Raw genomic sequence first — 26,567 nt, forward strand, 5'->3', positions numbered from 1 at the left:
AGCAGCCGCTCGGGGAGGGCGGCTTCTCCACGAAGTCCGTCGCGCCCAGCCGCAGCGCCTGCACGGCCTCGGCGGGCGACGCCTCTCCGGACAGCACCACCACGGGCGCGGGGAAGGGCCGGGGCAGGCGCGCGAGCAGCTCCAGGCCCGTCTCGCCCGGCATGCGCAGGTCGAGCAGCATCATCGCCGGGGGACCTTCGGGCGCGTCGAGCAGCTGGGAGGCCTCCGCCGCGGAGCGGGCCTCCACGGGCGTGAAGCCCTCATCGCTCAAGAGGCCGCGCAGGGCCCTGAGGACGCCAGAGTCGTCATCGACGATGAGGATGCGAGGACCGGGCTTCATGGGGACGGTGGCGGGGTGAGGGGCAGTTCCACGCGCGCGAGCGTACCGCCTCCGGGCGCGGGCTCCAGGCGCAGGCTGCCGCCGTGCTCGTGGACGATTTTCTGGGAGATGGGCAGGCCCAGGCCGCTGCCGCCGGGCTTGGTGCTGAAGAGGCCACGCGTGAGGGCCGGGCCTTCGAGGACGGTGGGGACGCCGCTGCCTCCATCCGCCACGGTGACGCACACGGTGCCCGGCTGCGGCGACGCCAGTGTGACGTGGACGGGCGCGGCGCTGGTGGAAGAGGCCTCGGTGGCGTTCTTCACCAGGTTGCCGAAGAGGCGACGCAAGCCATCCGGGTCCGCGCGCAGCGTGGCCTCCGCGCCAGGTCGAAGCTCCACGGGCACGGGGGACGTGCTCGCGTACAGGGTGCACACCTCGGCCAGCAGCGGGCGCAGGGGCACGTCCTGGAAGCGCGGCGCGGGCAGGCGCGCGAAGGTGGAGAAGCTCTGGGTCATCCGCATCAACAGGTCCACTTCCTCCTGGAGGAGGGCCACGGCCTCGGTGATGCGGGTGGTGTCGTGGGGCGTGGACGCATCCGTCCGGTTCAGACGCGCGAGCGACAACTTCATTGCGGTGAGGGGGTTCTTCAGCTCGTGCGCGAGCGCGCGGGCCACGTCCTGCCAGGCGGCAATCTGTTCCGCGGACTTGAGCCGCTCGCGCTGCGACAGCAGCTCCTGGCCCATGCGGTTGAACTGGCCCAGGAGGAACTGCAGCTCGTCGCGTGGAGGCTCGGGGGCGGCGAGCCGCACGGAGAGGTCGCCGCGCGCATAGGCCCACATGCCTTCCGTGAGGGTGCGCACCGGACGCGTGAGGGCCCGCCCGAGCAGCACCGCGGCCACCGTCAGCGCCGCGCCCGATATGAGGACCAGCGCGGTGATGAAGGCGGGCACGCGGCGCACCAGGGCTCGTCGCGCCAGCTCCGCCTGCGCGAGGTTGAGCCGCGCCTCGTTGAGCGAGTCTTGCGGCAGCTCCCGCCGCGCCAGCTCCGAGGCGACCTCCTCCAGCACGCCCTCCACCGGGGCGATGGACACCGACAGCACCCGCTCCAGCGCGGCTTGTGCCAGCACGCCGAGCAGCACCAGCGGCACCCAACCGGCGAGCAGCATCACCGCCAGCAGCCGTCGCCGGAAGCGCGGAGGGGCAGCGGAAGGTCCGCGGCGTGTTCAAGGCCCACCCTGTCTCCGTGCGTGCGGGCCTCTGTGGGCGCGGCGGCGTGCATGGGACGGTTCATACCGCATCCGGACGTGGGCCCGGTGCCGAGTCCCTGGCGCGGAGACTCTGGTAGGCTGCATGGCTCCGATGCCCCGTCTTCTCGCGCCCTCCCAGGGCTGGCTGTTCAGTCCGGGAGTGGACCTGTCCGTCTTCGCTGGCAGCGCGCTCGTCTCCGTGGCTTTCGTGCTCGCCGCGCCCTGGCTGGGCGTGGCGGACGGCACGCCGCTGTGGGCATGGTTGCTCTTCGTCGTCTGCGTGGACGTGGCCCACGTCTGGTCCACGCTGTTCCGCACCTACCTGGACCCGGACGAACTGCGGACCCGCCCCGGGCTCTACCTGGGCGCGCCGCTGGCAGCCTATGTGACGGGTGTGCTCGCCTACCTGGTGTCGCCGGGCACGTTCTGGACGCTGTTCGCCTATGTCGCGCTCAGCCACTTCGTGCGGCAGCAGTACGGCTGGGTGGCGCTGTACGGCCGCAAGGCGCGCGTCTCCCCGCTGGAGCGCCGCCTGGATACCGCCGCTGTCTATGCCGCGACGCTGGGGCCCGTCATCTGGTGGCATGCGAACCTGCCGCGCGGCTTCTGGTGGTTCGTGCCCGGGGACTTCCTGTCGGGCCTGCCGTCCTGGGCGGGCACCGTGGGGCTGGGGTTTCACGCGGGGGTGCTCTTCGCGTGGGCCGGTTTCCAAGCCGCGCGGGTGGTGCGCGGCGAAGGCGTGCAGGCGGGCAAGGTGCTGCTGGTGGTGGCGACGTGGGTGGCGTGGTTCGGCGGCATCGTCGTCGCGCGGGACGACTTCACGTTCACGGTGATGAACGTGGTGCTGCACGGCGTTCCCTACTTCGCGCTGCTCTTCCGCTATGCGCGGGGACGGCTGGAGGAGGGTGGCTACGGCGCGGGGGCGGCGCTGCTGCGCGCGGGGCTGCCGGGCTTCCTGCTGTTCCTGGTGGCGCTGGCCCTGGCGGAGGAGTTCCTGTGGGACCAGGTCGTGTGGCGCGAACACGGAGCGCTCTTCGGCGAGAGTTACGTGACGCTGCCGCCGGACGTGTTGTCGCTCGTGGTGCCGCTGCTCGCGCTGCCGCAGGCCACGCACTATGTGCTGGATGCCTTCGTGTGGAAGCCGGGCCGGCAGCCCGCGCTGCTGTCGCGACTGGGCTGGACACCGATGGCCACCCGACACGAGGGGCCACCATCTGGCATGAAGCCCGTTTCGACCATGGCCATTCCTGCACGGAGTGACTAATGCAGGAGGGGCCTATGTCCCGACTCCTACTCGTCTCGAATCGGCTCCCTGTCACCGTCAAGGTGGAGAAGGACACTGTCTCCGTGGTCCGCAGCGCGGGAGGCCTGGCCACCGGCCTTCGCCGTCCGCACGAACGCTCGGGGGGGCTGTGGATTGGCTGGCCCGGGGATGTCTCCCGCCTGTCGGAAAGCCAACGCGCCCGCGTGGACGCCCAGCTCGCGGAGCTGCGCTGCGTGCCGCTGACGCTGTCCGCCAGCGAGGTGAGCCGCTACTACGAAGGCTATTCCAACCGCGTCCTGTGGCCGCTGTGCCACTACATGCTGGAGCGCATTCCGCGCCAGGACCGTGATTGGGAGGTGTACCGCAAGGTCAACGAGCGCTTCGCGGACCTGGTGGCGAAGCACTACGAGCCCGGGGACACCATCTGGGTTCACGACTATCAGCTCATGTTGGTGCCCGGCATGTTGCGCCAGCGGCTGCCCGGCGCGCGCATCGGCTACTTCCACCACATCCCGTTTCCGTCGTCGGAAATCTTCAGCACGCTGCCGCGCCGGCGTGAGCTGCTGAAGGGGCTATTGGGCGCGGACCTCATCGGCTTCCACACGGTGAGCTACGTGCGGCACTTCTCCGGGGCGCTGCTGCGGCACCTCGGGCTGGACACGGACATCGACCGTATCATCTGGGAGGGCCGCGACGTGCGCGTGGGCGCCTTCCCCATGGGCATCGACGCGCAGGCCTTCGAATCGATTGCGAGCGAGCCCGGCATGCAGGAGGAGGTGGCGAACCTGCGCCGGTCCTCTGAAGGACAGCGCATCCTGCTGGGCATCGACCGGCTGGACTACACCAAGGGCATTCCGCGGCGCCTCCTGGCGGTGCAGCGCGTGCTGGAGCGCACGCCCGCGTGGCGTGGCCGCCTGCGGTTCATCCAGGTGACGGTGCCCAGCCGGACCCAGGTGGAGGCGTATGCCAACTACCGCGAGCTGGTAAACGAGCTGGTGGGGCGCATCAATGGGCTCTACGGCACAGTGCACAACGTGCCCGTGCACTACCTCTACCGCTCATTCAATGAACGGCAGCTCGTGGGCTTGTACCGGGGCGCGGATGTGATGCTCGTCACGCCGGTGCGGGACGGGATGAACCTGGTGGCGAAGGAGTTCTGCGCGGCGCGTCCGGACGACGACGGCGTGCTGGTGCTCAGCGAGTTCGCGGGCGCCGCAGCGGAGCTGGGGGGCGCGCTCATCGTCAACCCCTACGACGTGGACGCCATGGCGGACGCCATCGAGAAGGCGCTGGGGATGGCGGAGGAGGAGCGCCGCACGCGCATGCACACGCTGCGCAAGCAGGTGAAGTCGCGGGACGTGCATTGGTGGACGTCCTCCTTCCTCGACCGGCTCCAGTCGCTGCCCGCGGTGGACGTGCGCGCCGAGGCGGGCGCGCCCGAGGCGCTGGCGCAGATGAAGCAGGCGGAGCGGCTGCAACTGCTCCTGGACTACGACGGGACGCTGGTGGGCTACGCGCCCCGGCCGGAGCTGGCCGCGCCGGATGCGGCGCTGAAGGAGTTGCTGGCGAAGCTGGTGGCCCGGCCCGGCATCTCGGTGAGCATCGTCAGCGGCCGGCCCAAGGAGACGCTGGAGGAATGGTTGGGCGACCTGGCCATGGGCCTGTATGCCGAGCACGGCCTGTGGTCCCGCCCGGCGCCAGGGGAGGCGTGGCGGATGCTGGAGGGCGTGACGTTCGACTGGAAGGAGCGCGTGCGCCCCGAACTGGAGACCTTCTCCGCGCGCGTGCCGGGCTCCTTCGTGGAGGAGAAGACAGCGTCGCTGGCGTGGCACTATCGCCTGGTGGACGCGGAGTTCGGCGCCATCCAGTCCCGCGAGCTGCGGCTCTACCTGGCGGAGAAGTTCGCCGGGCAGTCCGTGGACATCCTCCCCGGGGACAAGGTGGTGGAGATTCGTCCGCAGGGCGTGCACAAGGGCCGCGTGGTGGGCGAGGCCACGAAGGACGCGGCGCCCGGCGCCCTCGTGGTGGCCATCGGCGATGACCGCACGGACGAGGACCTCTTCGCATCCATTCCGCCCGGCGGGCTCACCATCCACGCGGGCAACAAGCCCACGCGCGCGGCGTTCCGGCTGAAGGGCCCGGACGAGGTCCGCGCGCTGCTGGCGGGACTGCTGGAGCCGTAACCACCGCGCGCGCCCGCCGGAGTATCGGCGGGCGCGGGCCTGCTCGCGTTCGCTACGGCGTCGAGGACGCGGTGCGGTTGGCCGCGTTCTGGATGAACACCCGGCGGCCGAAGGCGCGGTCCACGCGGCCGAGGAACTCGCGGAACGCGGGGTAGTCATCCGCGGACACGCGCGCGGTGGTGAGGGCCACCTCGCCCTCGGCCACCAGCTTGCCGCCCTCCAGGCGGTAGTTCAGCTTGATGTGGCCGAACTTCGTCGTCTCCTCCACGGCCTGGGGCAGCTCCGCCACCGTCCAGCCAGCGGGCAGCGCGTAGCGCAGGAGGAAACCGTTGGTCCACGGGCTGGACATCACCAGGTCGAAGCGGCGCTGGGCCAGCGACGCATAGGCCTGCTGGTAGGTGCGCCCGGTGCCGAAGGGCAGGAAGCGCATGCCGTTGGGCAGCACCTCCGAGTAGCGCGGGATGCTCATCTTGAAGTCCAGCGCCACGTCGTCATCCAGCCGCGTGGTGTCGCTCAGCTTCACCTCGTGCACGGTGAGGCCGGGGAAGCTCTGCGCCCAGGCGCGCTCGAAGGTGGACTTGCGCGTGGCCTCCGGCCGGTAGGCGCGGCGGTAGTCGGGCGCGTGCTGCCCGCCCACGGAGCTGGAGCCGGTGATTTCAGCGCCGCCGTCCGCGCGGAGCGTCACGTCCAGCGACATGCGCGTGGCGTTGTCCGCCGCCTTCGCCTCCGGCGTGGTGAGGAAGGTGCTCTTGCCGTTGGGCTCCACCACCAGCACGTTGGCCACCCGGTCCGCGCTGGGCAGCTCGTTGGCGCCGTGGAACTCCGCGGTGCCGTCCAGGTACAGGTCGAACTTGGGCACGTAGGCGATGGCGTGGTTGAAGGCCGCCAGGCTCGCGGGCTCCTCGCCAATGGAGCCCAGGTTGCGCATGCGCAGCAGCACCAACCGGCTCTCCACGCCCGCCACCTGGAGCATGGAGTGGATGAGGCTCGCCTTGTCCTTGCAGTCGCCGAAGCGGCGCGCCAGCACCCGGTCCACGCGGTAGGGCTTGAAGCCGTGGATGCCGAACTCCAGCGCCACGTAGCGCGTGTTCGTCACCACGAAGTTGTAGATGGCGCGCACCACCGCCAGCTCATTCTTCCGGTCCACGCCCTGGAGCACCTGGTCCACCGTCTGCCGCAGCTCCGCGTTGGGCTGGAGCTGGTCGCGCACCAGGCCCCACCAGTAGCGGCCCACCTGCTCCCACGTCTGGTAGGTGGAGACGTGGAGGTTCTGCGCCACCTCCGCCCAGCCGGGCATGCCGGGCTCCGGCACCACCTTGGCGACGTGCTTGGCGTTCCAGCGGTACAGCACGCGGCCGGCGTCCAGCGTCTCCTGCGCGCTCGCCACGCCGGTCAGCTTGCTCTTGTTCCAATACAGGGGCCGTGCCTGCGGCATGTCCACCAGGTACTGGAAGCGCACCTTCGGGTAGACGCCCTGCACGCTCTCCACGTCACCCCAGTAGTCCGACAGGAGGTTGTCCTGCGCGGTGTCGTCCAGGCGGTACGTCAGCTCGAGCGTGTCGCCCGCCGACAGCGAGGGGAAGGAGAGAATCTTGGCGCGGGCGTCGTAGTACATGCCCGTCCACGGCTCGTTGATGTTGCGCTCGTTCTCACCGTAGCTCTCCACCACGGAGCCATCCGCCTTGATGACGCGGGCGCGCAGCACGCGCACCTCCTGGCGGTCCGGCGAATAGGTGACGGGGATGGTGCGGAACGCGTCCACGCCGCGCGAGTTGAAGACCTTGACCACCGTCTGGTGCAGGCGGCTGGACAGGCCGCTCTGCTGGACGCGCACGTAGGTGTTGTCCACCAGGTAGAGGGCGTCCTCGTGGACGTAGGCCTCCGACTCCTTGGCCAGCGCCTGGGCGTCCACCAGGTACTGCATGCCGGTGCCGGTGCTCTCGCCCTTGAGGGTGCGCAGGGCCTCCTTCAGGCCCGGGTTCTGCGGGCGCAGCGCCAGCGAGCGCTCGAACGAGGCCAGCGCCGGCTCGCGGCGGCCCGCGGCCAGCAGGGCGCGGCCCTCGCGCTCATAGACCTCCGGCTCGTCCGGGGACAGCGCGCGGGCCTCGGCGAAGAGGGCGACGGCTTCCTCCACCGCGCCGTTGCTGGCCTTCAGCTCCGCCAGCCGCACGCGGGAGCCATTGTCGAAGGGGTTGAGCTTCACCAGCTGCGCGTACTCGCGCTGGGCGGACTCCACCTGCCCGGCCTCCGCCAGCATCGTGGCGAGCATGTGGCGCGTGGTGGTGTCGTCGAAGCGCAGCGCCAGCACCACGCGCATCCGGTCCATGGCCTCGCGGCTGCGGTCGAGCTGCCGGGACACCTGGGCCGCGGCGCGCACCGCGCGAGGCACGCGGGGCTGCAGGCGGAACGTCTCCTCCACCAGGGCGTGGGCCTTGGGGCGCTCGCCCAGGGCTTCATGCGCGCGCGCCAGCACCAGCCGCGCGTTGACGTCATCCGGCGTCTTCTCCAGCACGGGCGCCACCAGCGGCTGCACGCGCTCGGGGTGGCCGCGGTCCAGCTCGTGGTCGGCCAGCGCCACGCGCGCCTCCGGCATGGCGGGGTCGGCGGCGATGGCGGCTTCCAGGAAGCGGCGGCGCTCGTTCAGGTCATCCCGCTGCGCATGGGCGGCGAGCAACTGGAGCCGGGCGTCCTTGGGGCTGCTTCCGCGGCGCGCGCGGCCTCGGCGCTGGCGGTGTGCTCGCGCTCGTCATACGCGCGGAAGAAGCCCAGCACCCGGGCGTAGTCGCCGCGCAGCGCGGCGTCATCCGGGTTCTTCTCCACCATCGCGCGCAGGGCGGAGGTGAGGGTGGGCAGCGGCTGGGGCTGCGGCGCGGTGCCTTTCTCCAGGGCGGGCGCCTTCGCCGGCAGCGTCGCGCGCACGGTGGGCGACTCCTGGCGCAGGTAGAAACCCAGCGGGCCGGACTCCTGGCACACCTTCACGAGCACGCGGTTGAGGCCCTTGCGCAGCTTCACGGACACGCGGGACTGGTCCGGGCGCGGCAGGTTGTAGCGGTCCTCCTTCGCGGCGAGCTGCCCGTTCACCCACAGCCGGAACGCGCCGGACGTGCCCACGCCCAGCGCCACGCGCGACTCCTGGGAGGACTCCAGCCAGGTGACGGCGTAGGCCACGGCCTCGCGGTTGGGGCGGATGGCGGTGGCCGGTCGATGTAGCCGTCCGCGGTGTTCGCCGTCAGCTTGCGCCAGGTGGTGTTGCCGCCCTTGGCCGCGGGGTAGGTGGCGGACAGGTCCAGGTTGGCGGCCTCGGGGCCGAAGTCGGTGTCACAGCCGGCCTTGCCTTCGTTCTCGAAGCCGCCGGTGACGTAGTAGTCGCCCACGTAGCCCAGCCACTGCTTCACCTCGTTGGCGCGCACCAGCCTTCCCCGGGCGCGCTCGGTGTCCAGCAGGAGCATCTGCGCGGTGGCGCGGGTGTTCGGGTCCGAGGTGCGGCGGGAGGCCACGTAGGCGTAGGTGCTCAGCAGGGGCGTGAGGTCCTCCACCTCGTCCACCAGCGCGTGCATCCGCAGCAGGCTGGCGGCGCCTCGGGGGGAGGAGGCCTGCTTCATCGCCTCGGCCGCATGGACGCGAGCGGTCTCATCCGCGGCCGGCTTCGCCTGCGCCCACAACGGGCAGGTGAGCACGAGGACTGCGGCCAGCAATGTGAAGCGGGACATCCGTTCTCCTGGGTGGACGGCTTGCGGTAAGGGGCGCCAGCCCCGGGCAGGGGCGTCGACGCGGATGAACAGGCGAACCCCTCTGGGGCTTCCCCTGCCTGGCCATCGTACGATGGAGGATGGGGTGGGGACAGGTACGCACTACTCCAGGGACGGGAGGATGACGCCGAAGTGTTCGACGAGCGCGCGCCGCAGGGCGTCTTCGTCGGGGAGAGGCTGCTCCGTCCGGACCCCGCTCCGGGTCAGGACGAGTGTGCCCTCCTTGGCGGTGATGCGCCCCTCTGGCGTCGCCCGGGTGCACAGCCGCTGCTGGGTGAAGATGGAGTCTGGGGAGGTCTGGTGGTAGCGGCACATGCCCTCGAAGTCCGCGAGCTGGCGGGGCACGAGGGAGAGGCGGTACTCCGCCTCCCATCCGGAGGGCTTCTCACTCCAGAGGATGAGGTCGTCGCCCTCCGGTGAGAGCCGGTACGCGCGGCCGGAGCGCACCTGGACGTCGTGGGTGTCCAGGCGCAGGGGCTCGGTGAAGCACTCACCGAAGCCGACATCCGCCAACCAGCGTCCCTGTTCATCCTCCACCTGGAGGGCCAGGTGGTCGAACTCGGGGCCGTAGGCGCTGCCATCCGGTGCCGTGGCCACGCCCGCGGACAGCAGCGTCACCCGGTGGCCCAGCGCCGTCAGCAGCCGGGCGAAGAGGCCGTTGAGCTCGTAGCAGAAGCCGCCGCGCCGCTGGACGACGACCTTCTCGAAGAGGGCGTCCATGTCGAGCCGGATGGGCCGCTTCAGGTGGATGTCCAGGTTCTCGAAGGGCACGGCCTCCAGGTGGGCCCGGTGCAGCCTCGTGAGGGACTGCTCCGCCCCCACGCCGATTCGCTCCAGGTAGCGCGCGACGTCGAACATGGGGCAACTGTGTCACGCGGGGGGCGCAGACGGGTCAGACATTGAAGAGACGGATGGCGGCCGTGGCGGCGGCGTCCGCGGCGGGTACGCCCGCACTGGCTGCTGCCGCGGCGGCCAGGGGGCGCTCCGAGGCTCGAGCGCCCGGACGGTGGCCATGGCCGCGGCGGCTTCTTCCGATGCGTCCGAAGCCCGCATCGACGCGGACTCGGCGATGGCCACGGAGATGGGATGGGCCATGCCCACGCTGAGGCTCTGGGCGGCCTGGTCCACTGGCCCCGCGGGAACGCCGATGGCTGAAGCGCTGGCCGCGGCCGCGACCGCGCGGTGATTGGCGGCGCCGCCCACGGCGAGCTGGGTGACGACCATGGCCGCGGCGACGGTGGCACATGCGAGCGGGGTGGCGCCCGCGACCAGTGCCGTGTTGGCATCGGTGGCGGCGGTGACGCCGGCCAGGGCAAGGGTCCCAGCCGCCGCGTTCGCCGCGAGCGCCGGAACACCCGCGGCCGCCGCGGCCGCCGCGTAACAGGCCGCCGATTGGGCCGCGGTCGGCAGCGTCAATGCATCCGCCGTGACGAGGGCGGCGGCCGCCGCCACCGCCGCGGCTGCCTCCTCGCTGGAATTCGCGGCGGTGGCGGCCGTCACCGCGGTGTTGCCGACGGCAGGCACGAGGGCGCCCGCGAGGGTGTTGGCCGCGGCTTCAGCGGCGGCGGCGGCGCCTCCCATCGCAGCGGTGACGGCGGCTGCCGCCGAGGCGTAACAGACGGCGGCGTCCCCAGGCGCCGGGGGCCGCCCCAGTGGCTGTCAGCACGGAAGACGCGGCTGTCACGGCGGCGGCGGCTGTCGGCGTGGAGGCAGCCACGAGGCCCGCGACAGCGGCTGGGGTGGGGTGGATGGCGCCGCCCGCGAACGTGGCGGCGCAGACATTCACGGCGGCCTGGGCGATGCCCGGCACGGTGGCGGCCGCGGCGGCATGACAGGTGCTCGCGTCCGCCGCGGCTGGCGGAGTCACGCCCGCGTGGGCCATGCTCGCTGCCGCCGCGACGACCGCGGCGATGGCCGGAGGCGTGCTGCCCACCGTGCTCAGGAGGAGGGCGTGGTGCGCCGCGACGGGAGGTCCCGCCGAGATGGCGTTGGCCACCGCATCCAGCCTCGCGGGAAGTGGGGCCCCTCCGACCATGGCGGAGATGGCGGCCACCCTGGCGGCGACGGGCGCTGGCAGGTTCGCGCCCAACGCGCAGGCATGGGCGCTTCCGACGATGGCCGCCGCGAAGTCATCAATCCCGACACCGGCGGCCGTCGCGTTGGCCGCGTTGAGGGCCGCTGCGGCCGTGCCTCCCAGGAAGGGAAGCGCCACGGTCGCGGCGACAGCGGTGAGGGGCGGTTCTCCCAGGCTCACCGCCAGCGCGGCCACCACCGCGGCGAGGTCCGCCGAGGGCAGGACCAGTGGGGAGGCCAGCACCGCGGCACGGGCCGTCGTGACGGCCTCGGCGGCCGATGGCGGGACGCCCCCGAGCAGCGCGGCCGCCGGGGAGAGAGGCCCGCCCCTGACGACGGCCCCTCGCGCCGTGGCGGCGGGCCACCGGCCACGAGGACCGCTTGGGTCACGAGGATGCATGCGCTCGTGGCATGGGCCGCGGCGACGCCCGCGACCGCTGCCCTGGCGAAGGGCACGGCGGCCCGGGCCGCGATGGCGGGCTCCAGGCTCCGACGGGCCGCTCGCGCGGCTGGAACGCCCAGCCGGCCCAGTTGCGCGGCGTTGACGGGACCTGCCGCGGGGGCCGTGGCGGCGGCCGCGGCGGGGACCACGCCGATGGCGGTGGCCACGGCGGTGGCTGGCGCTGTTCCCGCTCCCACGGCCACGGCGGCTCGGGCCGCGGCGACCTCCTTGCAGCCATGGCAGGTCCGCGAAAGGGTGCCTGTGGCGGCGGAGGCCGGACGCAGCGGTCCTTCGTAGGGCGGGGCCAGCTCCCACCCCAAGGCATGGTGCCCGCGAGGGCTGTTGTCTGGCTGTGCGCTCTGGTCCGCGTGCATGCTGGTGTTGCGGCGCACCGCCCAACCCCGGCGCTGGTACTTGTCGATGGCGAGGTGGGCGGGATGTCCCACGCCCTGAGAGAGATAGCGGTGCGCGAAGGGAGGGGCCGCCGCCACGCCGCCCGTCTGGATGGCGACGCCGTAGGAATAGCCGATGCGGTCCGCCGCCGCGTGCGCGAGCCCGGCGGCGGGAGGTGCGCCCGCCGCCTGACCATTTTGCGCTGCGCGCGCCGCCTCGACGACCGCGGCCACTTCGGAGAGAGAGGCCCCGGGCCCGATGGCCGCGAGGGCGGCGGCAATCTCAACCAACGCGAGCGGAAACTTTGGGAGCGACTGGCCGCGAGACAGCAGGGCATCCAGGATGATTTCGGGAAGGACGGGCGAGGGGGCGAAGGCGTTGGCCACCGCGAAGGGGGCATTCGCCGGGTCGATGGGCACGCTCCGCGGGAGCCCCAGCGCGGCCTGGACCGCCGCCAGCGGCGGGTTGGGAATGGCGGCGACAGCGGTGGCGAAATAGGGATGGGTCACCGCGGGGAGGTTGGCAATCCCCGCTCCGGCGAGGGCCGCCACGGTGCCCCCGGCGCCGGTGGTGATGCTCAGGCGGGAGGCCTGGACGATGGCGGTGGCGGTCGGGACGGAGATGGTTCCGCCTTGGGCGATGCTCCGCCGAACGGCCACGGCCGCGGCGACGGCCTGCAGGACGGGTTGTGGCGCTCCGGGCCTCGCGCCGACGTGCGCTTGCTCCACGGCTCTGCGCGCTGATGCGGTGCGGTGGGCGTTGGGGAGCCCCTGGCCATGAGGACGGCCTCGGTGGCCGCCCTGACCACCTGGGGGCCTCCAGGCACCGCCACCACGGGGCCCAGTCCTGGCACCGCCGCCGCACCGCCACCGCCCAACGCGGCCGTCACCAGGCCCCAGGCCACCGCCGTTGCGCCGACCAGCGCGGGCACAGCGGGCGGGGGCCCGCGGACACGGCTCCCAAATGGTCGAACTGCGCTTGTGGCGTGTTCGGGACGGCGTTCTCCAGGACCACCGCCGCGGCCGCTGCACGGGCCACCACGAGCGGGGTGAAGGCCCCCGCGGAGGCGGCAAAGGCGGCGCGTTCCGCCGCGGCGGCCGGTTCGCCAGGTTCGCGGGCAATGGGGGTGGGAGCGCCGCCGCGGCCGCCGCGGCCGTCGCGGCCCGGCGGATGTTGGGATTGGGAAGCGCTGACGCCGCGTGCGCGACCGCGGCCGCACGGGTGGGCAGCGTGTTGGGGGCCCATGGAATCCTGTCGGGATTCAGGTCGTTCGCCCCCACCTTGTTGGATCCGTGGTGGGTCGCGGTGAGGCCCACGACGACGGGCGGGTGGGCCGTGGGGGCGTAGGGAAGCGGCACCGCGCCTCCGGGAGCTCCGCCGCCGGGCGCGGCGAAGGGGCGCCGCTGCGCGGGGATGTATTGGTAGTTGACGTCGCCCGTGAGGAGCACGAACCGCTCGTTGGCGTGGAAGGGCGCCTCTCCCTGGAGCGTCGGTGGCAGCGGGGGCGCGAGGGCCTTGCAGACCGCGGCCGGGTTGCTGACGCCAGCGGCGCGGGCCACCGCGCCTTCCAGCGACAGGCCGGGGAGCGGCGCGGGGGCGTGGGTGCGTACCACGGCCTCCACCGCGGCCCGCACCGCCTCGCCGCCCTGTGGCACGATGCCGGCCGCCGTATTCGCCGCCGTCGTGACGGGGAGGCGGCAGGTGCACCGACGATGGCTCCTTGCACATGGGCCAACGCCAGGGCCCCGGCGCTCCCGGGCATCAGCGGCGCGCCGCCCGCCGCCGCTGTCCCCATGGCCGTGAAGGTGGCGACCGCCGTGCCCGGCGCGCCGCTCGCCACGATGACGGCCGCGCCCGCCGCCGCCGCCATCTGGGGCAGGGTTCCGCCCGCGACCGCCACGGCGTCCGCGGCGACTTCCGCGGCCCGGCCCAGCGCCACCGCCGTGGCGGCAGCGAGCGCGGGGTGCGCCACGGCCAGCGTCGCGATGACCAGCCGCTGTCTCGCGGTGAGACCGGCGCCTGGACCACCCGGGCCCACCGCCGCGGTGGCGGCGGCCGACTGTCGCCGGGCGTGGAGGGCCGCGGGATTGGGGTTGCCACCAGCCGGCCCCATCGCCGCGAGAAATGCGGCCAGGCCGCCTCCAATGCCAGGAAGGTTGGGCCCCGCGAACGCGGCCCCCACCCATCCCGGAGGGGCGCCTCCGCCGATGGTGACCAGACCTCGCCCATTGCCCCCCAGGTTGTTGGCGTCGGTGGCCACGGGGCCCGCGGCGACAGCAGCCGCAACGGCCGCGTCGCGCACGCAGACATACAGCGCCAGCCCGGAGTTGTTGCGCGGGTCCGAGCCACTGGCGAGCGGGTTCTGCGCGCCTTCGCGGTAGTTGCGTTCGACGAAGCCCCAGGGAAACCGCATGTGACTGCCACCTGGGCGGTTCCAGGAGCTCGGCGTGCCGCGCGGATTCGCGGCTGTTCCAGGCCGCCCCGATGCCGCCCAGATGTAGAACTCGCCACCGTCGTGGACGACGCGCGCGACCGTGTCGCGGCACACGACGGTGCCCATGTGCTGCTGCGGCGCGAGCCACCGGCAGCGGAAGGACTCCGGGTAGTAGCGCCCCAAATCACAGTGGTCCATGTCCCAGTGGGACAGGATGATGAGCGGGCCGTTGCACATGCAGGGGCCCACACAGTGCCCCAGTGGAATGATGGGGAAGGTCCCCTGCTGGCCGTTCGCCGGGCTGCCGAAGTCGTAGTAGACGATGGCGCGCCCCTGGTTGTCGTACAGCACCGAGCACGCGCCCTGGCCCACGTTGAACAGCCCCACGAAGGGGGCGAACAAGCGGTTCGGGTCGGACGCATCCATCGGATTGGGCGCGCCATCACCCACGTAGGCGTGGGCCGTGGGCGGTGGAGCACCTGGCCGCGACCTTTCCCTGGGTACCGCTCGTGAAGTCAGCGTAGGGCCGGCGGCTCCGGCGAATGCGAGCACGGGCCCTCCGGGAGGCGGCATCCAGTCATCGAAGAAGTCCGCGACCTCCTCGGTGAAGGCGCGCACCTGTTGGGAGAGTTGGCGGGCCGCGGCGCGCATCCACCGCGCCAGCGCCGGGGTGGCGACTCGGGCCGTCACCGGGATGGGGAGGGGCGCGGAAGGAATGGCGAAGGGGTTCTTCACGGGCGGCTCGGGAATCGGGCCGGAGCCCCCGGAGCCGCCAGGGCCTCCTGGACGAGACGGAGGCGGTGGTGGTGGCGGCGCGGGCAGCGGGAAGTGGAGCGCCTTGAGGGCTCCCTGCGTCAGCCCGCCATCCGAGCGATCCTCCACCCGCAGGAAGCTCCGCAGCCAGCGCTCCGCGGGCGGCGAGTCCGTGTCCGGGGTGAAGCCCCGCACCGTGTGCACGCCCGCGCGACGCACGCTGCCCGCCCGCACGAAGAGCCCGTCCGGGCGGGTGCTGGCCGGCGCCGCCTGCAGCTCCAGGTGGAACCAGTCCGTCTCGTAGAGGTCATCGCGCAGCGGGTCCCCGGGCGCGAGCTCGAACTCGAAGACGGACACCGGGGCGGAGTCATTGCCGTCGTCGATGACCCGCCGCAGGAACCAGTAATAGACGACGTAGAAGAGGTTGAGTTGCTCCAGCGTCAGCGCATCGTAGAAGTCCTCGAAGCGCCGGCCGTTGATGACGGCATTGAAGAAGCGGAGGAAGTCGCCCGGGTCGAACTGCTTCTCCAGTTCGTTCCAGACCCGGTCCATCCAGTCGCGCTCGACGCACTCCAGCCGCAGGTAGAGCGGGTCGTCGTCCGCGCCTTCCCGCTCCGTGACGAACGCGTAGTAGCGGCCGGGAAACCGGATGTTGAGCGTGTTGATTTCTCCGCCGCGTGCGACGTGGCCCAGGCGGCGGCGCTTGGGCCCTGGAGCAGGGGGCGTGGTCTCAGGCACCGTGCGCCTCCCGCAGCTTGTGTAGGGTCTGCTCATCCACCGTGCCGGAGGGCATCAGCCCGTACTCGGCCTGGAACCTCGCGACCGCCTCGGAGAGCGCGTCCTCCTCGCTGGACTCGTCCTCGAGGAAGCCCAGGTTCACCAGTCGCGCTCGCAGCCCCTCCTCCGTGGACACGGGCTGGAGCGTCCCCAGGGACAGCGTGTACTCCTCGCCGCCGACCTCCAGCGTCGCCTCTCGGGCACCGGGAGGAATCCCGCACTCGATGAGGCCCTGCGCGTTCGTCTCTCCTTCGTGGGTGACGTCCCCGATGACGAGCCGGTAGGGCACCTTCGTCCGAGGCGCACCGTCCTCATGCAGTCGCAGGCGGAAGCGTTCCGGGATGCCCTTGAGCCTGAACGTGTGCGTCCTTCCCGTCGCGCAGGGGACCTGCCGGATTTCCTTGTCCGGGAGCGTCACCGTGTCGCCGGGCTTGAGCACATGGGGGCTCGTCCGCTCCCGTCGCAGGGACTCGTTCTCGGGCGCTTCCCAGACGCGCTGCGGACTCAGGTTGTGCGCGTGGGCAATGCTGGAGACGCAGTCGCCCGCTTGTGCTGTGTACGTTCGAGGCATGGGTCCGGCGGACTGAGTGCAGCCCGTGTGCCGGACGTGGCTGGAGTGGACCCCTGCCACGGGGGGCAATCACCGCCGCCGTGCGCGTCATGACGGAACGCAGATGCGTTTCGCGATGACGCGCACGGGAGGCGTGTCGCGCGCTCAGCGGAGCTTCGCGGGGCTCGGCTGGCCCTTCAGGAAGTCCCTGACGCTCTGCGCGTTCAGCGTGCTGGACGCGGCGCAGAGGTGGATGGACTCCATGGCGCGGGTGAGGGCGAGAGACGCGTTCTCCAGCTTCGCCGCGCGGGGGGTGAGGAAGGCTTCCGCTTCGGCGGCGGTCTTCTCGTCGCACAGCATGCCCACCAGTCCGATGAGCCCGGCGACTTCGTCCGAGCGCATCCGGCTGGCGAGCGCGTCGAAGTGCTCCTGGTAGAACGCCCAGGCGAGCGCCCGCGTCTGCGGCATCGAGAAGGCCCCCGTGAGGATGGACTGGGTGTCGCGCACGTCGAACTCGCTGCCGGCCACCAGCGCGAGCGCCTCGCGCACGAGCGCCGGGTCCCGGAAGGCGCCCAGGGTGGTGAAGACGCGGCTGCGCTCGGTCCGGTCCTCCGTGGCGCGGGCGCGCACGACCAGCGTGTCGAAGAAGGCCTTGTCTCCGTTCCGAGCCGCCACCATCAGCGCGAGGGGAACGGCCTCCGGGTGGACGGACTTCCGGTCCGCCAGCCACGCCTTCGCCAGCCGGTTCGCGTCCCGGACCAGGGCCGGGTCCTCGCCGCGCAGCGCCGCCAGCCCCAGCAGGTTGGGTCGCAGCGACTTCACCGCGTCGTCGTCACCGGGCTTGGGCTCCCAGCCCAGCGCGCGGGCCCGCGGGCCGTACATCGCGGCCACCCAGTTCTGGTAGCGCGCGCGCTCGTCGTCGGACAGCCGGTCCACGTGCACGAAGGTCAGCAGCCGGGCGCCGCGCTGCATGATGAGGCGGTGGTCCGCCTTGGCCGTGGTGGGCACGTAGCGCAGGACGTCGCCCAGGGGCAGGTCTCCCCGGCGCACCCCGGCCTCCATGTCGGCCAACAGGGTCAGCCGCTCGCGCACCGTCAGCGCTTCCGTGGGCGCGGCCAGCACGCGGTTGAGTTGCTCGCGCGTGTAGCCGGAGCGGTAGTAGCCGGTGCCGCCCGCGTTGAGCACGAACCAGGAAGGGCAGCTCTTGCCGGGCAACGCCAGCTCGCCCGTGGCCTCGGTCAGCATGGTGCACGTGCGCTCGGACGTCTTGCCGGAGCCCGCGCGCACACACCGGCACGGACCACGTCTGGTCCTTGCTGGCGGTGGAGCCCGCCGGGACGTAGCGCTCCTGCGTGAACTTCAGCTTCGCGGGGGCTCCCGGCTGGCATTGCAGCTCGGCGGCGATGCGCGGCGCGCCGGGCTGGTCGATGAAGCTGCGGAAGGCACGCGCGAGGTCCGGCCCCTCGGCGGCCGACAGCGTGGCGGCGAAGTCCTCCGACGTGGCCACGCCCCATTCATGCTTCTTGATGTGGCCGCGCAGCAGGTCGCGCATGCGCTCCTCGCCGAGCCACGCCTCGAACATGTCGATGATGGCCGAGCCCTTGGCGTACGTGGTGCCGTTGTCGAATGAGCCCAGCACCTCGTCATGCGTGTTGGCGGGCTTGCGCACCGGCGGGGTGGCGGCGAGCGCGTCCGTGTCCAACGCGAAGAGCGTGGACTGGGTGCTCTGCTCCAGCCCGAAGCCCCAGCTCGTGTCGAAGGGGTCCACCGTCTTGCGGTCCAGCCACGAGGTGAGCGACTCGTTGAGCCAGATGTCGTCCCACCACTGGCAGGTGACGATGTTGCCGAACCAGTAGTGCCCCAGTTCGTGGTTGGCGATGTTCACGTACCACTTGCGGCGCGCGAGCGTCTCCTCGCCGGGACGGATGAGCGTCAGCGGCTGCCCGAGCGCGACGAGGCCCGGGTGCTCCATGGTGCCCCAGTAGCGCGGCACCACCGCGACGTCGAGCTTCTCGTACGGGTACGGCATGTCGAAGTAGTCTTCAATCAGCGTGACGATGCGCGGCGTGACGCTGGCCGCGTAGGCCGTCTCCGCGCCCCGGCCGCGCGGCACGATGAAGCGCAGCGGCGCGGCGTTGCGGCCCGCGGTGCCCGCGTCCACCACGTCGAAGGGGCCCACCACGAACGCCACGAGGTAGCTGGGCATCGGCTTGCTCTCGGCGAACGTGACGCGCGCCAGCCCGTCCGGCAGCTTCTCGCGCGAGACGATGGGGTGGTTGGCGAGCGCGACGTGGTCCTCCTTGGCGGTGATGCGCAGCGTCCAGGGCACCTTGAAGCCCGGCTCGTCGAAGCAGGGGAAGGCGCGGCGCGCGTCGACGGGCTCGAAGAAGGTGTAGAGGTAGGGCTCGCCGCCTTCCTCCACGGCGTAGAGGCCCTGGCTGCGCTCGCGGTCGACCTTGCCGGTGAAGGCGATGTGGATGCGGGCCTTGCCGGGCTGGACTGTCTCGGGCAGCAGCAGACCGAGCCGTCCTTCGCTGGCGGTGACGGCGCGGGCCTCCAGCGTGCGGCCTCCCGTTTCGATGCGAGCCCGGGAGAACTCCATGTCCTGTCCGTGCAGCCAGATTTGGCGCACCGGCTCGCTCACGTCCACGTCGATGCTGACGCTGCCGGAGAAGGTGGGCTCGGCGGGCAGCAGCTTCAGGTCGAGCGCGTAACGCGTGGGGCGGACCGAGTCGGGCAGCCGCAGCGCGGGGGTTGGGGTTCGGGCCATTCAGGGGCGGTGGCCACGGGAGCGGCGGGGGGCGCCTCGGGCGCATGGGCGCAGCGGAGGACGGCGACCGCGAGTGCAAGTGGAAGGAGCGAGCGCATGGGCTTGACGGTAACTCCAGTCGGCCCTCGGGCCGAAGTCCTTGCGTGTGGCCAGTCGCTGATGAACGCGGCTCTTTCCTGAGAGGCGGAGAGTGGGGCCGTGTGCGTTGAGCGTCCGCGTCATGGGATGCCGTGTTGATGAAGGCATCATGGTTCTGGGCTGGCAACGCGCTCTTGATGGAGTCCGATGAGCTCATCGTCCGGATGCGGGAGCGCATCAACTGGCTGGAACAGCGCGCGGATGAGGAGGCCCACCTGCGAGAAGATGAAATCCGGCGCCGAGAAGAAGAGTCCCGGCGCAGAGAAGACGCGGAGCGGCGCGTGGCCGAACTCCAGGCTGAGCTGGCGCGGGTCCGGGCCGCCCAGAAGTAGCCGTCGGGCGTCGTCCACTCACTCCAGGCTGAAGGCCCGCGCCAGTGTCAGCATCTCCACCTGGACGGCGCCCGCTTCGAGCAGGGCCGAGGCCGCCGCCCTGGCGGTGGCTCCGGTGGTGAATACATCGTCCACCAGCAGCACACGCTGCCCCGAGACACGGGAAGACGCGGCGAACGCCCCCGCGACGTTGTTCGCCCGCTCCGCCTCGCTCAGCCCCACCTGCCGCTGTGTCTCGCGGTGCCGCGTCAGGAGTCCCACGGGCGCCTTGCGCCCGGTGGCCTTCGCCAGCGTGCCCGCCAGCAACTGCGCCTGGTCGTACTTGCGCGCGTGATAGCGCCGCGTGTGCAGCGGCAACGCGACCACCAGCTCGGGTGCACGGCTGAGGAAGCTTCGCGCCTCGTCCGCCAGCAGCGCCCCCAGCGGGCCCGCGAGATTGGGGTGGTCTTCGTACTTGAACCGGTGGATGGCGCGCGCCAGGGGCCCTCGTGCGCGAAGGGCGCCCAGGCGCGAGCGAAGGGCGGCGGGGTGGCGCGGCATCGGGGACACGTGTCCCCGGGAAACGCGCCGGGCTCCGCGCAGGTGCGGCAGCACGCGGGGGGAAGCCGCTCCACCGCGGTGTCGCACATCTCGCAGAAGAAGCCCTCGGGGCCCGGCAGCACCTTCGTGCACGCGAGGCACGAAGGGGGATAGAGCACGTCCAGCAGGGCCTTCAGCACGGGCCTTGCCCCGCGCGCATCACGGCAGCAGGCCCTGACGGTTCATCTCCTTGGACTGCGGCAATCCCATCACCTTGCAGAGGGTGGGCGCGATGTCCGCGAGGATGCCCGGGCGCAGCTTCTGCCCTCGGAAGTCCGGGTGGATGAGGTGGAAGGGCACCGGGTTGAGCGTGTGCGCGGTGTGGGGCTCGCCCGTCTCCAGGTCCACCATCTGCTCGCAGTTGCCGTGGTCGGCGGAGATGGCCAGCACCCAGCCGTTGCGCTCGCACGCCTTGCCCAGCGCGCCCAGGCATTCATCCACCGCCTTCACCGCCTTCATCGCCGCGTCCAGCCGCCCGCTGTGGCCCACCATGTCGGGGTTGGCGAAGTTCACCAGCGCGAAGTCGTACTTCCCGGAGTCGAGCCGCTTCACCAGCTCGGCCGTGACTTCGTAGGCGGACATCTCCGGCTTCAAGTCGTACGTCTTCACGTCGCGCGGGCTGGGCACCAGGTGCCGGTCCTCGCCCGCGTAGACGACCTCTCGTCCGCCGTTGAAGAAGAACGTGACGTGCGCGTACTTCTCCGTCTCCGCCGTGCGGAACTGGCGCAGCCCCTGGCGTGACAGCAGCTCCGGGAAGATGTCCTGCGGCTGGTCCGGCTCGAAGAGCGCGGGCAGCTTGAACGTCTCATCGTACTGGGTCATGCACACGTAGCGACCCAGCCGCAGCCCGCCCCGGTCGAACTCCTTGAACTCCGGGAACGCCAGGGCCTGCGTCAGCTCCCGCGCCCGGTCCGCGCGGAAGTTGAAGAAGAGCACCGCATCGCCATCCTGGATGCGGCCCACCGGCGTGCCGTCACCGGTGGCCAGCACCGTGGGCTTCACGAATTCATCGGTGACCTTCTCCGCGTAGGCCGCGCGGATGGCGCTCAGTGCGTCCGGTGCCTTGGGCCCGCGGCCGAACACCAGCGCCTCGTAGGCCTGGTGCACCCGGTCCCAGCGCTTGTCGCGGTCCATGGCGTAGAAGCGCCCGGTCACGGTGGCGATGCGGCCGGTGTGCGTCTCGTGGAGGAAGCGCTCCAGCTCCTCCACGTAGCCCAGCGCGCTCTGCGGCGGCGTGTCACGCCCGTCCAGGAAGGCGTGCACGTAGACGTGGGCCACGTTGCGTTCCTTCGCGGCCTTGAGCAGCGCGAACAGGTGGTCCATGGACGAATGGACGCCGCCGGGTGACACCAGCCCCAGCAGGTGCAGGGCCTTGCCGTCCGCCTTCACTCCGTCGAGGGCCGCGCGAAGCACGGGGTTCTGCGCCAGCTCTCCGGACTCCGCGGCGCGATTGATGCGCACCAGGTCCTGGTAGACGATTCGCCCCGCGCCGATGTTGGTGTGGCCCACCTCGGAGTTGCCCATCTGCCCCTCGGGCAGGCCCACGGCCAGACCCGCCGTCTGCAGCTCGGTGAAGGGGTAGGGGCTCGCCAGCTTGTCGAGGTGTGGCGTGCCGGCCAGGACGATGGCGTTGTTGTCACGCTCCTGGCGAATACCCCAACCATCCAGGATGCAGAGCAGGACCTTGTGCGCGGGCGTCATGCTCCGAACCCTAACCATGCAGGCGCCAGACGGGAGAGGACAAAAAGCGAGCGCGTCTATTGATACTCGCGGAAGGTCCCCTGGGGTACGAAACCCAGCCGGGAATAGACGCCCTGGCCCTGCGCGGACGCCTGGAGGGTGGCTGTCCGGTAGCCCGCCTCCCGGGCATCCAGCAGGGGTGCCAGCGTGAGCGCCGCGCCAATGCCTCGTCGTCCAGGGAGCCCACGAAGAATGCGGGGACCCTACTCCGGCCGGGCGCGCGTCTTGTACGTGAGGACGGGCGCCAGGGTGGCCACCACTCGGACCAGCCCCGCTTCCACCAGGTCCGTCACCACGCGGTCGATGGGCTTGTACGCGGGCGGCGCCTCCTCGAAGAGGAGGTCCTTGTTCTCACACACCACGTGGCTCTTGAAGGCGGTGCGGGTGAGCGATTCCGCCGTGAAGCGTTCGCGCATCCGTTCCCGGGCCGCCGTGCGTGTCCACTTGCGGCCCGCGCCGTGCGCCAGGCTGTGCGCGCTGGCGTGGCTCTCACCGGTGGGAATCACCAGGTAGCTCAGTGCGCCGCGGCTGCCGGGAATCACCACCGGCCCTTCGTCGGACGGCGCCGCGCCCTTGCGGTGCAGCCACTGCGTCCGTCCCGTGTCACGCCGAGGGGTGACACTGTTGTGGCACACGTCGAGGACTCGCTGGCCCATCGCACCGATGCCGTCCAGCATCCGCCGCGCCACCAGGGCCCGATTGGCCCGGCCCCAGGCCACCGCGTGGTCATGGCGCGTGAGGTAGGTCTGCGCCTCGGGTGAGTCGTCCGCGAGCCCGCCCGCCGCGTGCCGGTCCACGTGGGCCCGGAGAATCGCTTCACCCAGGCCACGCGAGCCGGAGTGCACCAGGAGCAGCAAGCGGTCCGCCTCCAGGCCCAGGGCGCTGAAGACCTTCGCGTCATGGACCGCGTCCACCCGCTGCAACTCCGCGAAGTGGTTGCCGCCGCCCACCGTGCCCAGCGCGGCCTCGTAGCCCGAGGACTTCACGCCGTGCTCCTGGAGGAAACCTTCCGTGTCACCCGTCCACGGGCCTTCCAGGTCCAACTTGCCTGCCCAACGCTCGGGCTTGGCTTTACGTGCCAGCAGGTCCACGTTCCACAGGCCCATGCCACAGCCGATGTCACTGCCGACCAGATAGGGATAGAGGAAGCCTTCGGAGGTGAAGGCCGCGCCCACCGGAGCCCCCTTGCCGGGATGCAGGTCCGGGAGGCCCACCGCCAGCTTCATGCCTGGCAAGCGGGCCATGGCTTCGAGTTGCCGCACCGCCTCGCCTTCCACCCAGGACTGGGCGGAGGCGATGACACGCACGGGCGCCTGCGGCGCGGAAGTGGGGAGCGTTTCAGAGGAGGCGTCAGTGCGCATGCCCGGGCTGACGGCACCTGTGCGCCGCGCCTGACGGTGGCGCCGGGCCCCATGCCCGGCCGCCTACTTGTGGTACGGCTCGCCCTTGAGGATGGTGAACGCGCGGTAGAGCTGTTCGATGAGCACCACGCGCGCCAGCCGGTGAGGCAGCGTCATCTTCGACAGGGACAGCGTGAGGTTCGCCGCGTCCCGCACGCGTGCGTCGAGCCCCTCGTCCCCGCCAATGATGAACAGCAGGTCCTTGGCGCCCGTCTGCGCCTTGCCGACGTAGCGGCTCAGCTCGACGGAGTCGAGCAGTGAGCCGCGCTCGTCCAGGGCCACCAGCCAGTCCTGCGGCTTGCGCTTGGAGAGAATCGCCTCGGCTTCGGCGGCCTTCGCGTCGCCGGGCTTGAGCCGCTTGCCGCTGGCCTCCGCCAGCTCCACCAGCTCGAAGCGGGTGTAGTGGCCCAGGCGCTTGGCGTACTCCTGGACCGCGGGCTCATACAGGCCCGAACGGTCCTTGCCGATGGAGAGGAGCCGGACCTTCACCTCAGGCCAGCTTCTCCCGAGACGCGTCGGCCCAGAGGCCCTCGAGGTCGTAGTGCGCGCGCAGGTCGGTGAGGAACAGGTGCGCCACCACCTCGCCGTAGTCGAGCAGCACCCACTGGCCCGTCTCGAAGCCCTCGGTGCCGATGGGGCGCAGGGGCTCGTCACCCGTCTTGAGCTGCACCTGGACGTTCTCCGCCATGGCGCTCACCTGGCGGTCGGTCTCCGCGGAGGCGATGACGAAGTAGTCCGCGTAGGACGTCATCCCGCGCACGTCGAGGATGACGACGTCCTGCGCCTTCTTGTCCACCAGCAGGTTGCCGATGCGGTGCGCCAGCGCCTTGGCGGCCGGGTTCTCCGCGGGGCCCACCTTCTGGGGTGGGGCAACTGGGAGCTTCGCCTTCTTCTTCTTCGCGGGGGCCTTGGTGGGCGCCTTGGCGGGGGCCTTCGCCGCCGACTTCTTGGCTGCGGGGGCCTTCTTCTTCGCGGGCGTCTTGCCCGATACCGTCTTCTTCCGGGCCGCCGGGGCCCGGGTGGTGGTCTTTTTCGCGGTCGTCTTCTTCTTCGTGGCCATGTGCGGCGCACCCTACCGCACCCTTGGCAACACGGAAGCGGTCCTCTATCTGCTGGTGTCCATGAGCGACGCCAGGCTGGAACAGTTCAAGAAGATGGTGGTGGACTTCCCGGACTCCCCCATGAGCCATTTCTCCCTCGGGAAGCTGTACCTGGAGCGGCGGCAGTACCTGGAGGCCGCCCAGGCCCTGGAGTCGGCCGTCCGGCTGGACCCCACCTATGCGGCCGCCATGGTGGCCCTGGGGGATGCCTGGGCGGGGGCAGGAGCGTCCGACAAGGCGCGCGAGGTGCTGGGCAGGGCCCGGGAGCACGCCCTGGCCCAGGGGCACCCGGGGCTCGCCGAGGAAATCGACGAGCGCATCGCCGACCTGTCGTAGGCCGCGCCCTCAGTAGCGCCAGGTGAAGCCGGTGCTGAAGACCTGGCGCGTGTAGGTGAGCGAGTTGCGAGGCAGCCGGGTGCTCCAGATGCCCCAGGTCACCTCCAGGTCCAGCGACTCCGTCAGCGGCCGGGCCAGCTTCACCGACAGCGAGTTCTGCCCTTCGTCCTCTTCCACCAGGATGATTTCCGGGGAGAGATAGATGCCGTCCGGATACTGGATGATGCCCAGCGAGCCCTGCGCCAGCAGGGTCACCCGCCAGGGCAACCGGACGCCGGCATTGGCCGACACCCGGTGCCGGCGAATCGTCTCGCCGTAGCTGTTGGAGGAGTTCTCCTGGAAGGCGTACGTCAGCCCCAGGGCCAGCGGGCCTCGGTAGGTGTACGACGCTCCCGCCGTCAGGGCTGCATCCTGACGCCGGCCGGCGAGGAGCCCCGAGCCGCCCCCGTCCCCGGTGGGCGTGCCCGGGGTGGGGTGCCGAAGCGCCGGGAGTTCCAATCTCCGAAGACGGACAAGCTGTGCCGCCGGTCGAAGCGGTAGCGGCCCAGCACGCCCACCTCGGGGCCGCCGAAGTTGGCGGTGGGGTCTGGCCGGTACACGAATCGCCGGGCGCCTGCCCGCACTCGCAGCGCCAGTCGCACGTCCGGGGCGTATTCCAGGAACGCGGTGGTCCCCAGGTCCGAGTACGAGCGCGAGCCCCCCCGCCGGTCCTTCGCGTGGCCCTCCAGGCCGATTCCCAGCGCCGTGCCCAGCGCGTGTGACGCCTCCACCGCGCCTGACTGCACCAGCGTGTTCTCGTCCTGGTACAGGAGGTACGCGCGCGTGCCCAGCTCGTAGCGGCCCACCAGTTGAGCCTGTTCGAAGGAGCCGCGCCCCTCGGCGGAGCCCAGCAAGCTGAGGGCGAAGTCCCGCTCAGGGCTGGGGGTGAGCTGGTCGGAGAAGTCCCGGGGCGCGTTGGTGTCCAGCAGCAGGCGGCCGGTTCCCCTCAGTGCCCCTTCCCACTCGGCCGCGGGCGCACGGCCGGCGGCGAGCATGGCGAGGACGAGCAGGAGCGGCGCGAAGGAGCGGACCACGGCGCGCGACCATACTCCGTCGCCGGAGGGCAGGGGCGGCCGTCCAGTCGCTCCCACCGGTGACGACGCCCCCGGCGGCCCGTTACATTGGGCGAATGCGCTTTGTGTCCTTTCTCGCGGTGGCCTGCCTGGGCCTGTCCGCCTGCGCCTCCTCCTCCTTCACCACCGAGGTGAAAGGGGAGTCGACCGTGCCCGCGGGCCCGCCTGGCGTCGACACGCCCCTCAACGGCCTTCCCGCCATCAGCAGCTTCGCGGGGATGGACTTCGACAAGAACCAGGACTTCAAGAACCAGGGGATTCACAAGGGCGAGGTGACGTCCGTCAAGGTGGAGTCCCTCACGCTCAAGGTCCTCAGCCCCAATGACCAGGACCTCCGTTTCCTGGACTCAGTAGAGTTCTATGCCCGCGCGGGAGACCGGGAGGCGCGCATCGCGGCGCGCCAGGACGTGTCCGCGCTGGACCTGAGGCCGCCCAACCCCGTGCTGTCGCTGCGCGTGGACAACGTGGAGTTGCAGCCCTTCGTCTCCGCGCCGTCCATGAGCATCATCATCCGCGGCCGCGGCCTCATGCCGGCGCGCGAGGTGCGGCTGCAGGCGGTGGTGAAGCTCCAGGTGGAGACCGGGCTCTTGTAGGTCCGGTGCCGGGAGGCGCGTCCCTCAGGGGACGCCCATCTCCTGCGCGCGCCGCTCCAGCTTCGTGGCGCGGCCTTCCAGTTCCCTGGCCAGCGTCTCCAGCCGCGTGGCCTCGGCCTCCATCGCCGCCAGGTCCACGGGGCCGCCCGCCGCCGGTCCTGGGCGCGCTGCGTTTCGACCTGGGGCCGCCGGTCCGTGGCCCGGGCAGACACCTGCGCCGGATAGGGGGCGGCCCGGTTCGACACCTTCACCGGGGCGTCCGCCCACGTTGGGGGGCGGATCG

The 26,567-nt window shown here is 71.5% G+C and carries 19 protein-coding genes and 4 pseudogenes; 5 read left to right on the forward strand and 18 right to left on the reverse strand.

What is annotated here, in order from left to right; genetic code table 11:
* Positions 1–73 precede the first annotated feature (73 nt).
* Positions 74–340 (reverse strand): annotated as a pseudogene (locus QEG98_RS06725) (response regulator); the annotation flags it as partial.
* Entirely contained in the window at positions 337–1,485 is a 1,149-nt protein-coding gene (locus QEG98_RS06730) for a sensor histidine kinase (RefSeq protein ID WP_410478061.1), read from the reverse strand. The gene QEG98_RS06730 and the pseudogene QEG98_RS06725, both read right to left, overlap by 4 nt.
* A 193-nt stretch (positions 1,486–1,678) precedes the next feature.
* On the opposite strand from QEG98_RS06730, the gene QEG98_RS06735 reads away from it, so the two are divergent.
* Both QEG98_RS06735 and QEG98_RS06740 read left to right on the forward strand, forming a co-directional pair.
* Positions 1,679–2,830 (forward strand): hypothetical protein, encoded by a 1,152-nt coding sequence (locus QEG98_RS06735; RefSeq protein ID WP_316566132.1) that lies wholly within the window; start codon positions 1,679–1,681, stop codon positions 2,828–2,830.
* Positions 2,831–2,844: 14 nt separating this feature from the next.
* Positions 2,845–5,013 (forward strand): bifunctional alpha,alpha-trehalose-phosphate synthase (UDP-forming)/trehalose-phosphatase, encoded by a 2,169-nt coding sequence (locus QEG98_RS06740; protein ID WP_316566133.1) that lies wholly within the window; start codon positions 2,845–2,847, stop codon positions 5,011–5,013.
* A gap of 52 nt (positions 5,014–5,065) precedes the next feature.
* Here the strand turns inward: QEG98_RS06740 and QEG98_RS06745 are convergent.
* From QEG98_RS06745 to QEG98_RS06780, 8 genes and pseudogenes are all read right to left on the reverse strand, one after another.
* Positions 5,066–8,723: pseudogene (locus QEG98_RS06745) on the reverse strand (DUF3857 domain-containing protein).
* Positions 8,724–8,864: 141 nt separating this feature from the next.
* On the reverse strand, positions 8,865–9,620 hold the full coding sequence (locus tag QEG98_RS06750; protein WP_316566134.1) for an arylamine N-acetyltransferase: 756 nt from the start codon (positions 9,618–9,620) through the stop codon (positions 8,865–8,867).
* Positions 9,621–9,632: 12 nt separating this feature from the next.
* Positions 9,633–10,286, reverse strand: coding sequence for a hypothetical protein (locus QEG98_RS06755; protein ID WP_316566135.1), 654 nt, complete (start codon positions 10,284–10,286; stop codon positions 9,633–9,635).
* A 31-nt stretch (positions 10,287–10,317) separates the two neighbouring features.
* Positions 10,318–11,079 carry a hypothetical protein gene (locus tag QEG98_RS06760; protein WP_316566136.1) on the reverse strand — a complete coding sequence of 254 codons (762 nt, stop codon included), beginning with the start codon at positions 11,077–11,079 and terminating at the stop codon, positions 10,318–10,320.
* A complete protein-coding gene (locus QEG98_RS06765; protein ID WP_316566137.1) occupies positions 11,013–12,329 on the reverse strand; it encodes a hypothetical protein in 1,317 nt (438 codons plus the stop codon). The genes QEG98_RS06760 and QEG98_RS06765 overlap by 67 nt, the downstream gene beginning before the upstream one ends.
* 602 nt (positions 12,330–12,931) lie before the next feature.
* Positions 12,932–15,595 (reverse strand): hypothetical protein, encoded by a 2,664-nt coding sequence (locus tag QEG98_RS06770; protein WP_316566138.1) that lies wholly within the window; start codon positions 15,593–15,595, stop codon positions 12,932–12,934.
* The gene (locus tag QEG98_RS06775) at positions 15,588–16,205 is read right to left on the reverse strand and encodes a peptidoglycan-binding protein (RefSeq protein ID WP_316566139.1); all 618 of its coding nucleotides are present in this window, start codon (positions 16,203–16,205) and stop codon (positions 15,588–15,590) included. The genes QEG98_RS06770 and QEG98_RS06775 overlap by 8 nt, the downstream gene beginning before the upstream one ends.
* A 144-nt stretch (positions 16,206–16,349) precedes the next feature.
* Positions 16,350–19,052: pseudogene (locus QEG98_RS06780) on the reverse strand (ERAP1-like C-terminal domain-containing protein).
* Between the two features lie 138 nt (positions 19,053–19,190).
* On the opposite strand from QEG98_RS06780, the gene QEG98_RS06785 reads away from it, so the two are divergent.
* Positions 19,191–19,424: a hypothetical protein gene (locus QEG98_RS06785; protein WP_316566140.1), complete on the forward strand. Its 234-nt coding sequence runs from the start codon at positions 19,191–19,193 to the stop codon at positions 19,422–19,424.
* An 18-nt stretch (positions 19,425–19,442) separates the two neighbouring features.
* Here the strand turns inward: QEG98_RS06785 and QEG98_RS06790 are convergent, their stop codons facing one another.
* From QEG98_RS06790 to rsfS, 6 genes and pseudogenes are all read right to left on the reverse strand, one after another.
* On the reverse strand, positions 19,443–19,964 hold the full coding sequence (locus QEG98_RS06790) for a ComF family protein (protein WP_316566141.1): 522 nt from the start codon (positions 19,962–19,964) through the stop codon (positions 19,443–19,445).
* 53 nt (positions 19,965–20,017) lie between these two features.
* Positions 20,018–20,143, reverse strand: a pseudogene (locus QEG98_RS06795) (double zinc ribbon domain-containing protein); the annotation flags it as partial.
* Between the two features lie 19 nt (positions 20,144–20,162).
* Entirely contained in the window at positions 20,163–21,704 is a 1,542-nt protein-coding gene (gpmI, locus tag QEG98_RS06800; RefSeq protein WP_090484814.1) for a 2,3-bisphosphoglycerate-independent phosphoglycerate mutase, read from the reverse strand.
* Between the two features lie 242 nt (positions 21,705–21,946).
* The gene (locus QEG98_RS06805) at positions 21,947–23,104 is read right to left on the reverse strand and encodes an RNA ligase RtcB family protein (protein ID WP_316566142.1); all 1,158 of its coding nucleotides are present in this window, start codon (positions 23,102–23,104) and stop codon (positions 21,947–21,949) included.
* A gap of 63 nt (positions 23,105–23,167) precedes the next feature.
* Positions 23,168–23,632, reverse strand: coding sequence for a 23S rRNA (pseudouridine(1915)-N(3))-methyltransferase RlmH (locus QEG98_RS06810; RefSeq protein WP_090484809.1), 465 nt, complete (start codon positions 23,630–23,632; stop codon positions 23,168–23,170).
* 1 nt (position 23,633) lies between these two features.
* The gene (gene rsfS / locus QEG98_RS06815) at positions 23,634–24,203 is read right to left on the reverse strand and encodes a ribosome silencing factor (protein ID WP_316566143.1); all 570 of its coding nucleotides are present in this window, start codon (positions 24,201–24,203) and stop codon (positions 23,634–23,636) included.
* Here rsfS and QEG98_RS06820 point away from each other — a divergent pair.
* Positions 24,202–24,579, forward strand: a complete 378-nt coding sequence (locus QEG98_RS06820; protein WP_316566144.1) for a tetratricopeptide repeat protein — start codon at positions 24,202–24,204, stop codon at positions 24,577–24,579. The two genes, rsfS and QEG98_RS06820, sit on opposite strands and share 2 nt — an antisense overlap.
* A 9-nt stretch (positions 24,580–24,588) precedes the next feature.
* Here the strand turns inward: QEG98_RS06820 and QEG98_RS41730 are convergent, their stop codons facing one another.
* Both QEG98_RS41730 and QEG98_RS41735 read right to left on the reverse strand, forming a co-directional pair.
* The gene (locus QEG98_RS41730; protein WP_410477973.1) at positions 24,589–25,077 is read right to left on the reverse strand and encodes a hypothetical protein; all 489 of its coding nucleotides are present in this window, start codon (positions 25,075–25,077) and stop codon (positions 24,589–24,591) included.
* Entirely contained in the window at positions 24,978–25,652 is a 675-nt protein-coding gene (locus tag QEG98_RS41735; protein WP_410477974.1) for a hypothetical protein, read from the reverse strand. Before QEG98_RS41735 ends, QEG98_RS41730 begins: the two co-directional genes overlap by 100 nt.
* 95 nt (positions 25,653–25,747) lie before the next feature.
* On the opposite strand from QEG98_RS41735, the gene QEG98_RS06830 reads away from it, so the two are divergent.
* Entirely contained in the window at positions 25,748–26,284 is a 537-nt protein-coding gene (locus tag QEG98_RS06830; RefSeq protein WP_316566145.1) for a hypothetical protein, read from the forward strand.
* Positions 26,285–26,567 lie beyond the last annotated feature (283 nt).

The organism is Myxococcus sp. MxC21-1, assembly GCF_032612255.1.
GTDB lineage: Bacteria > Myxococcota > Myxococcia > Myxococcales > Myxococcaceae > Myxococcus > Myxococcus virescens.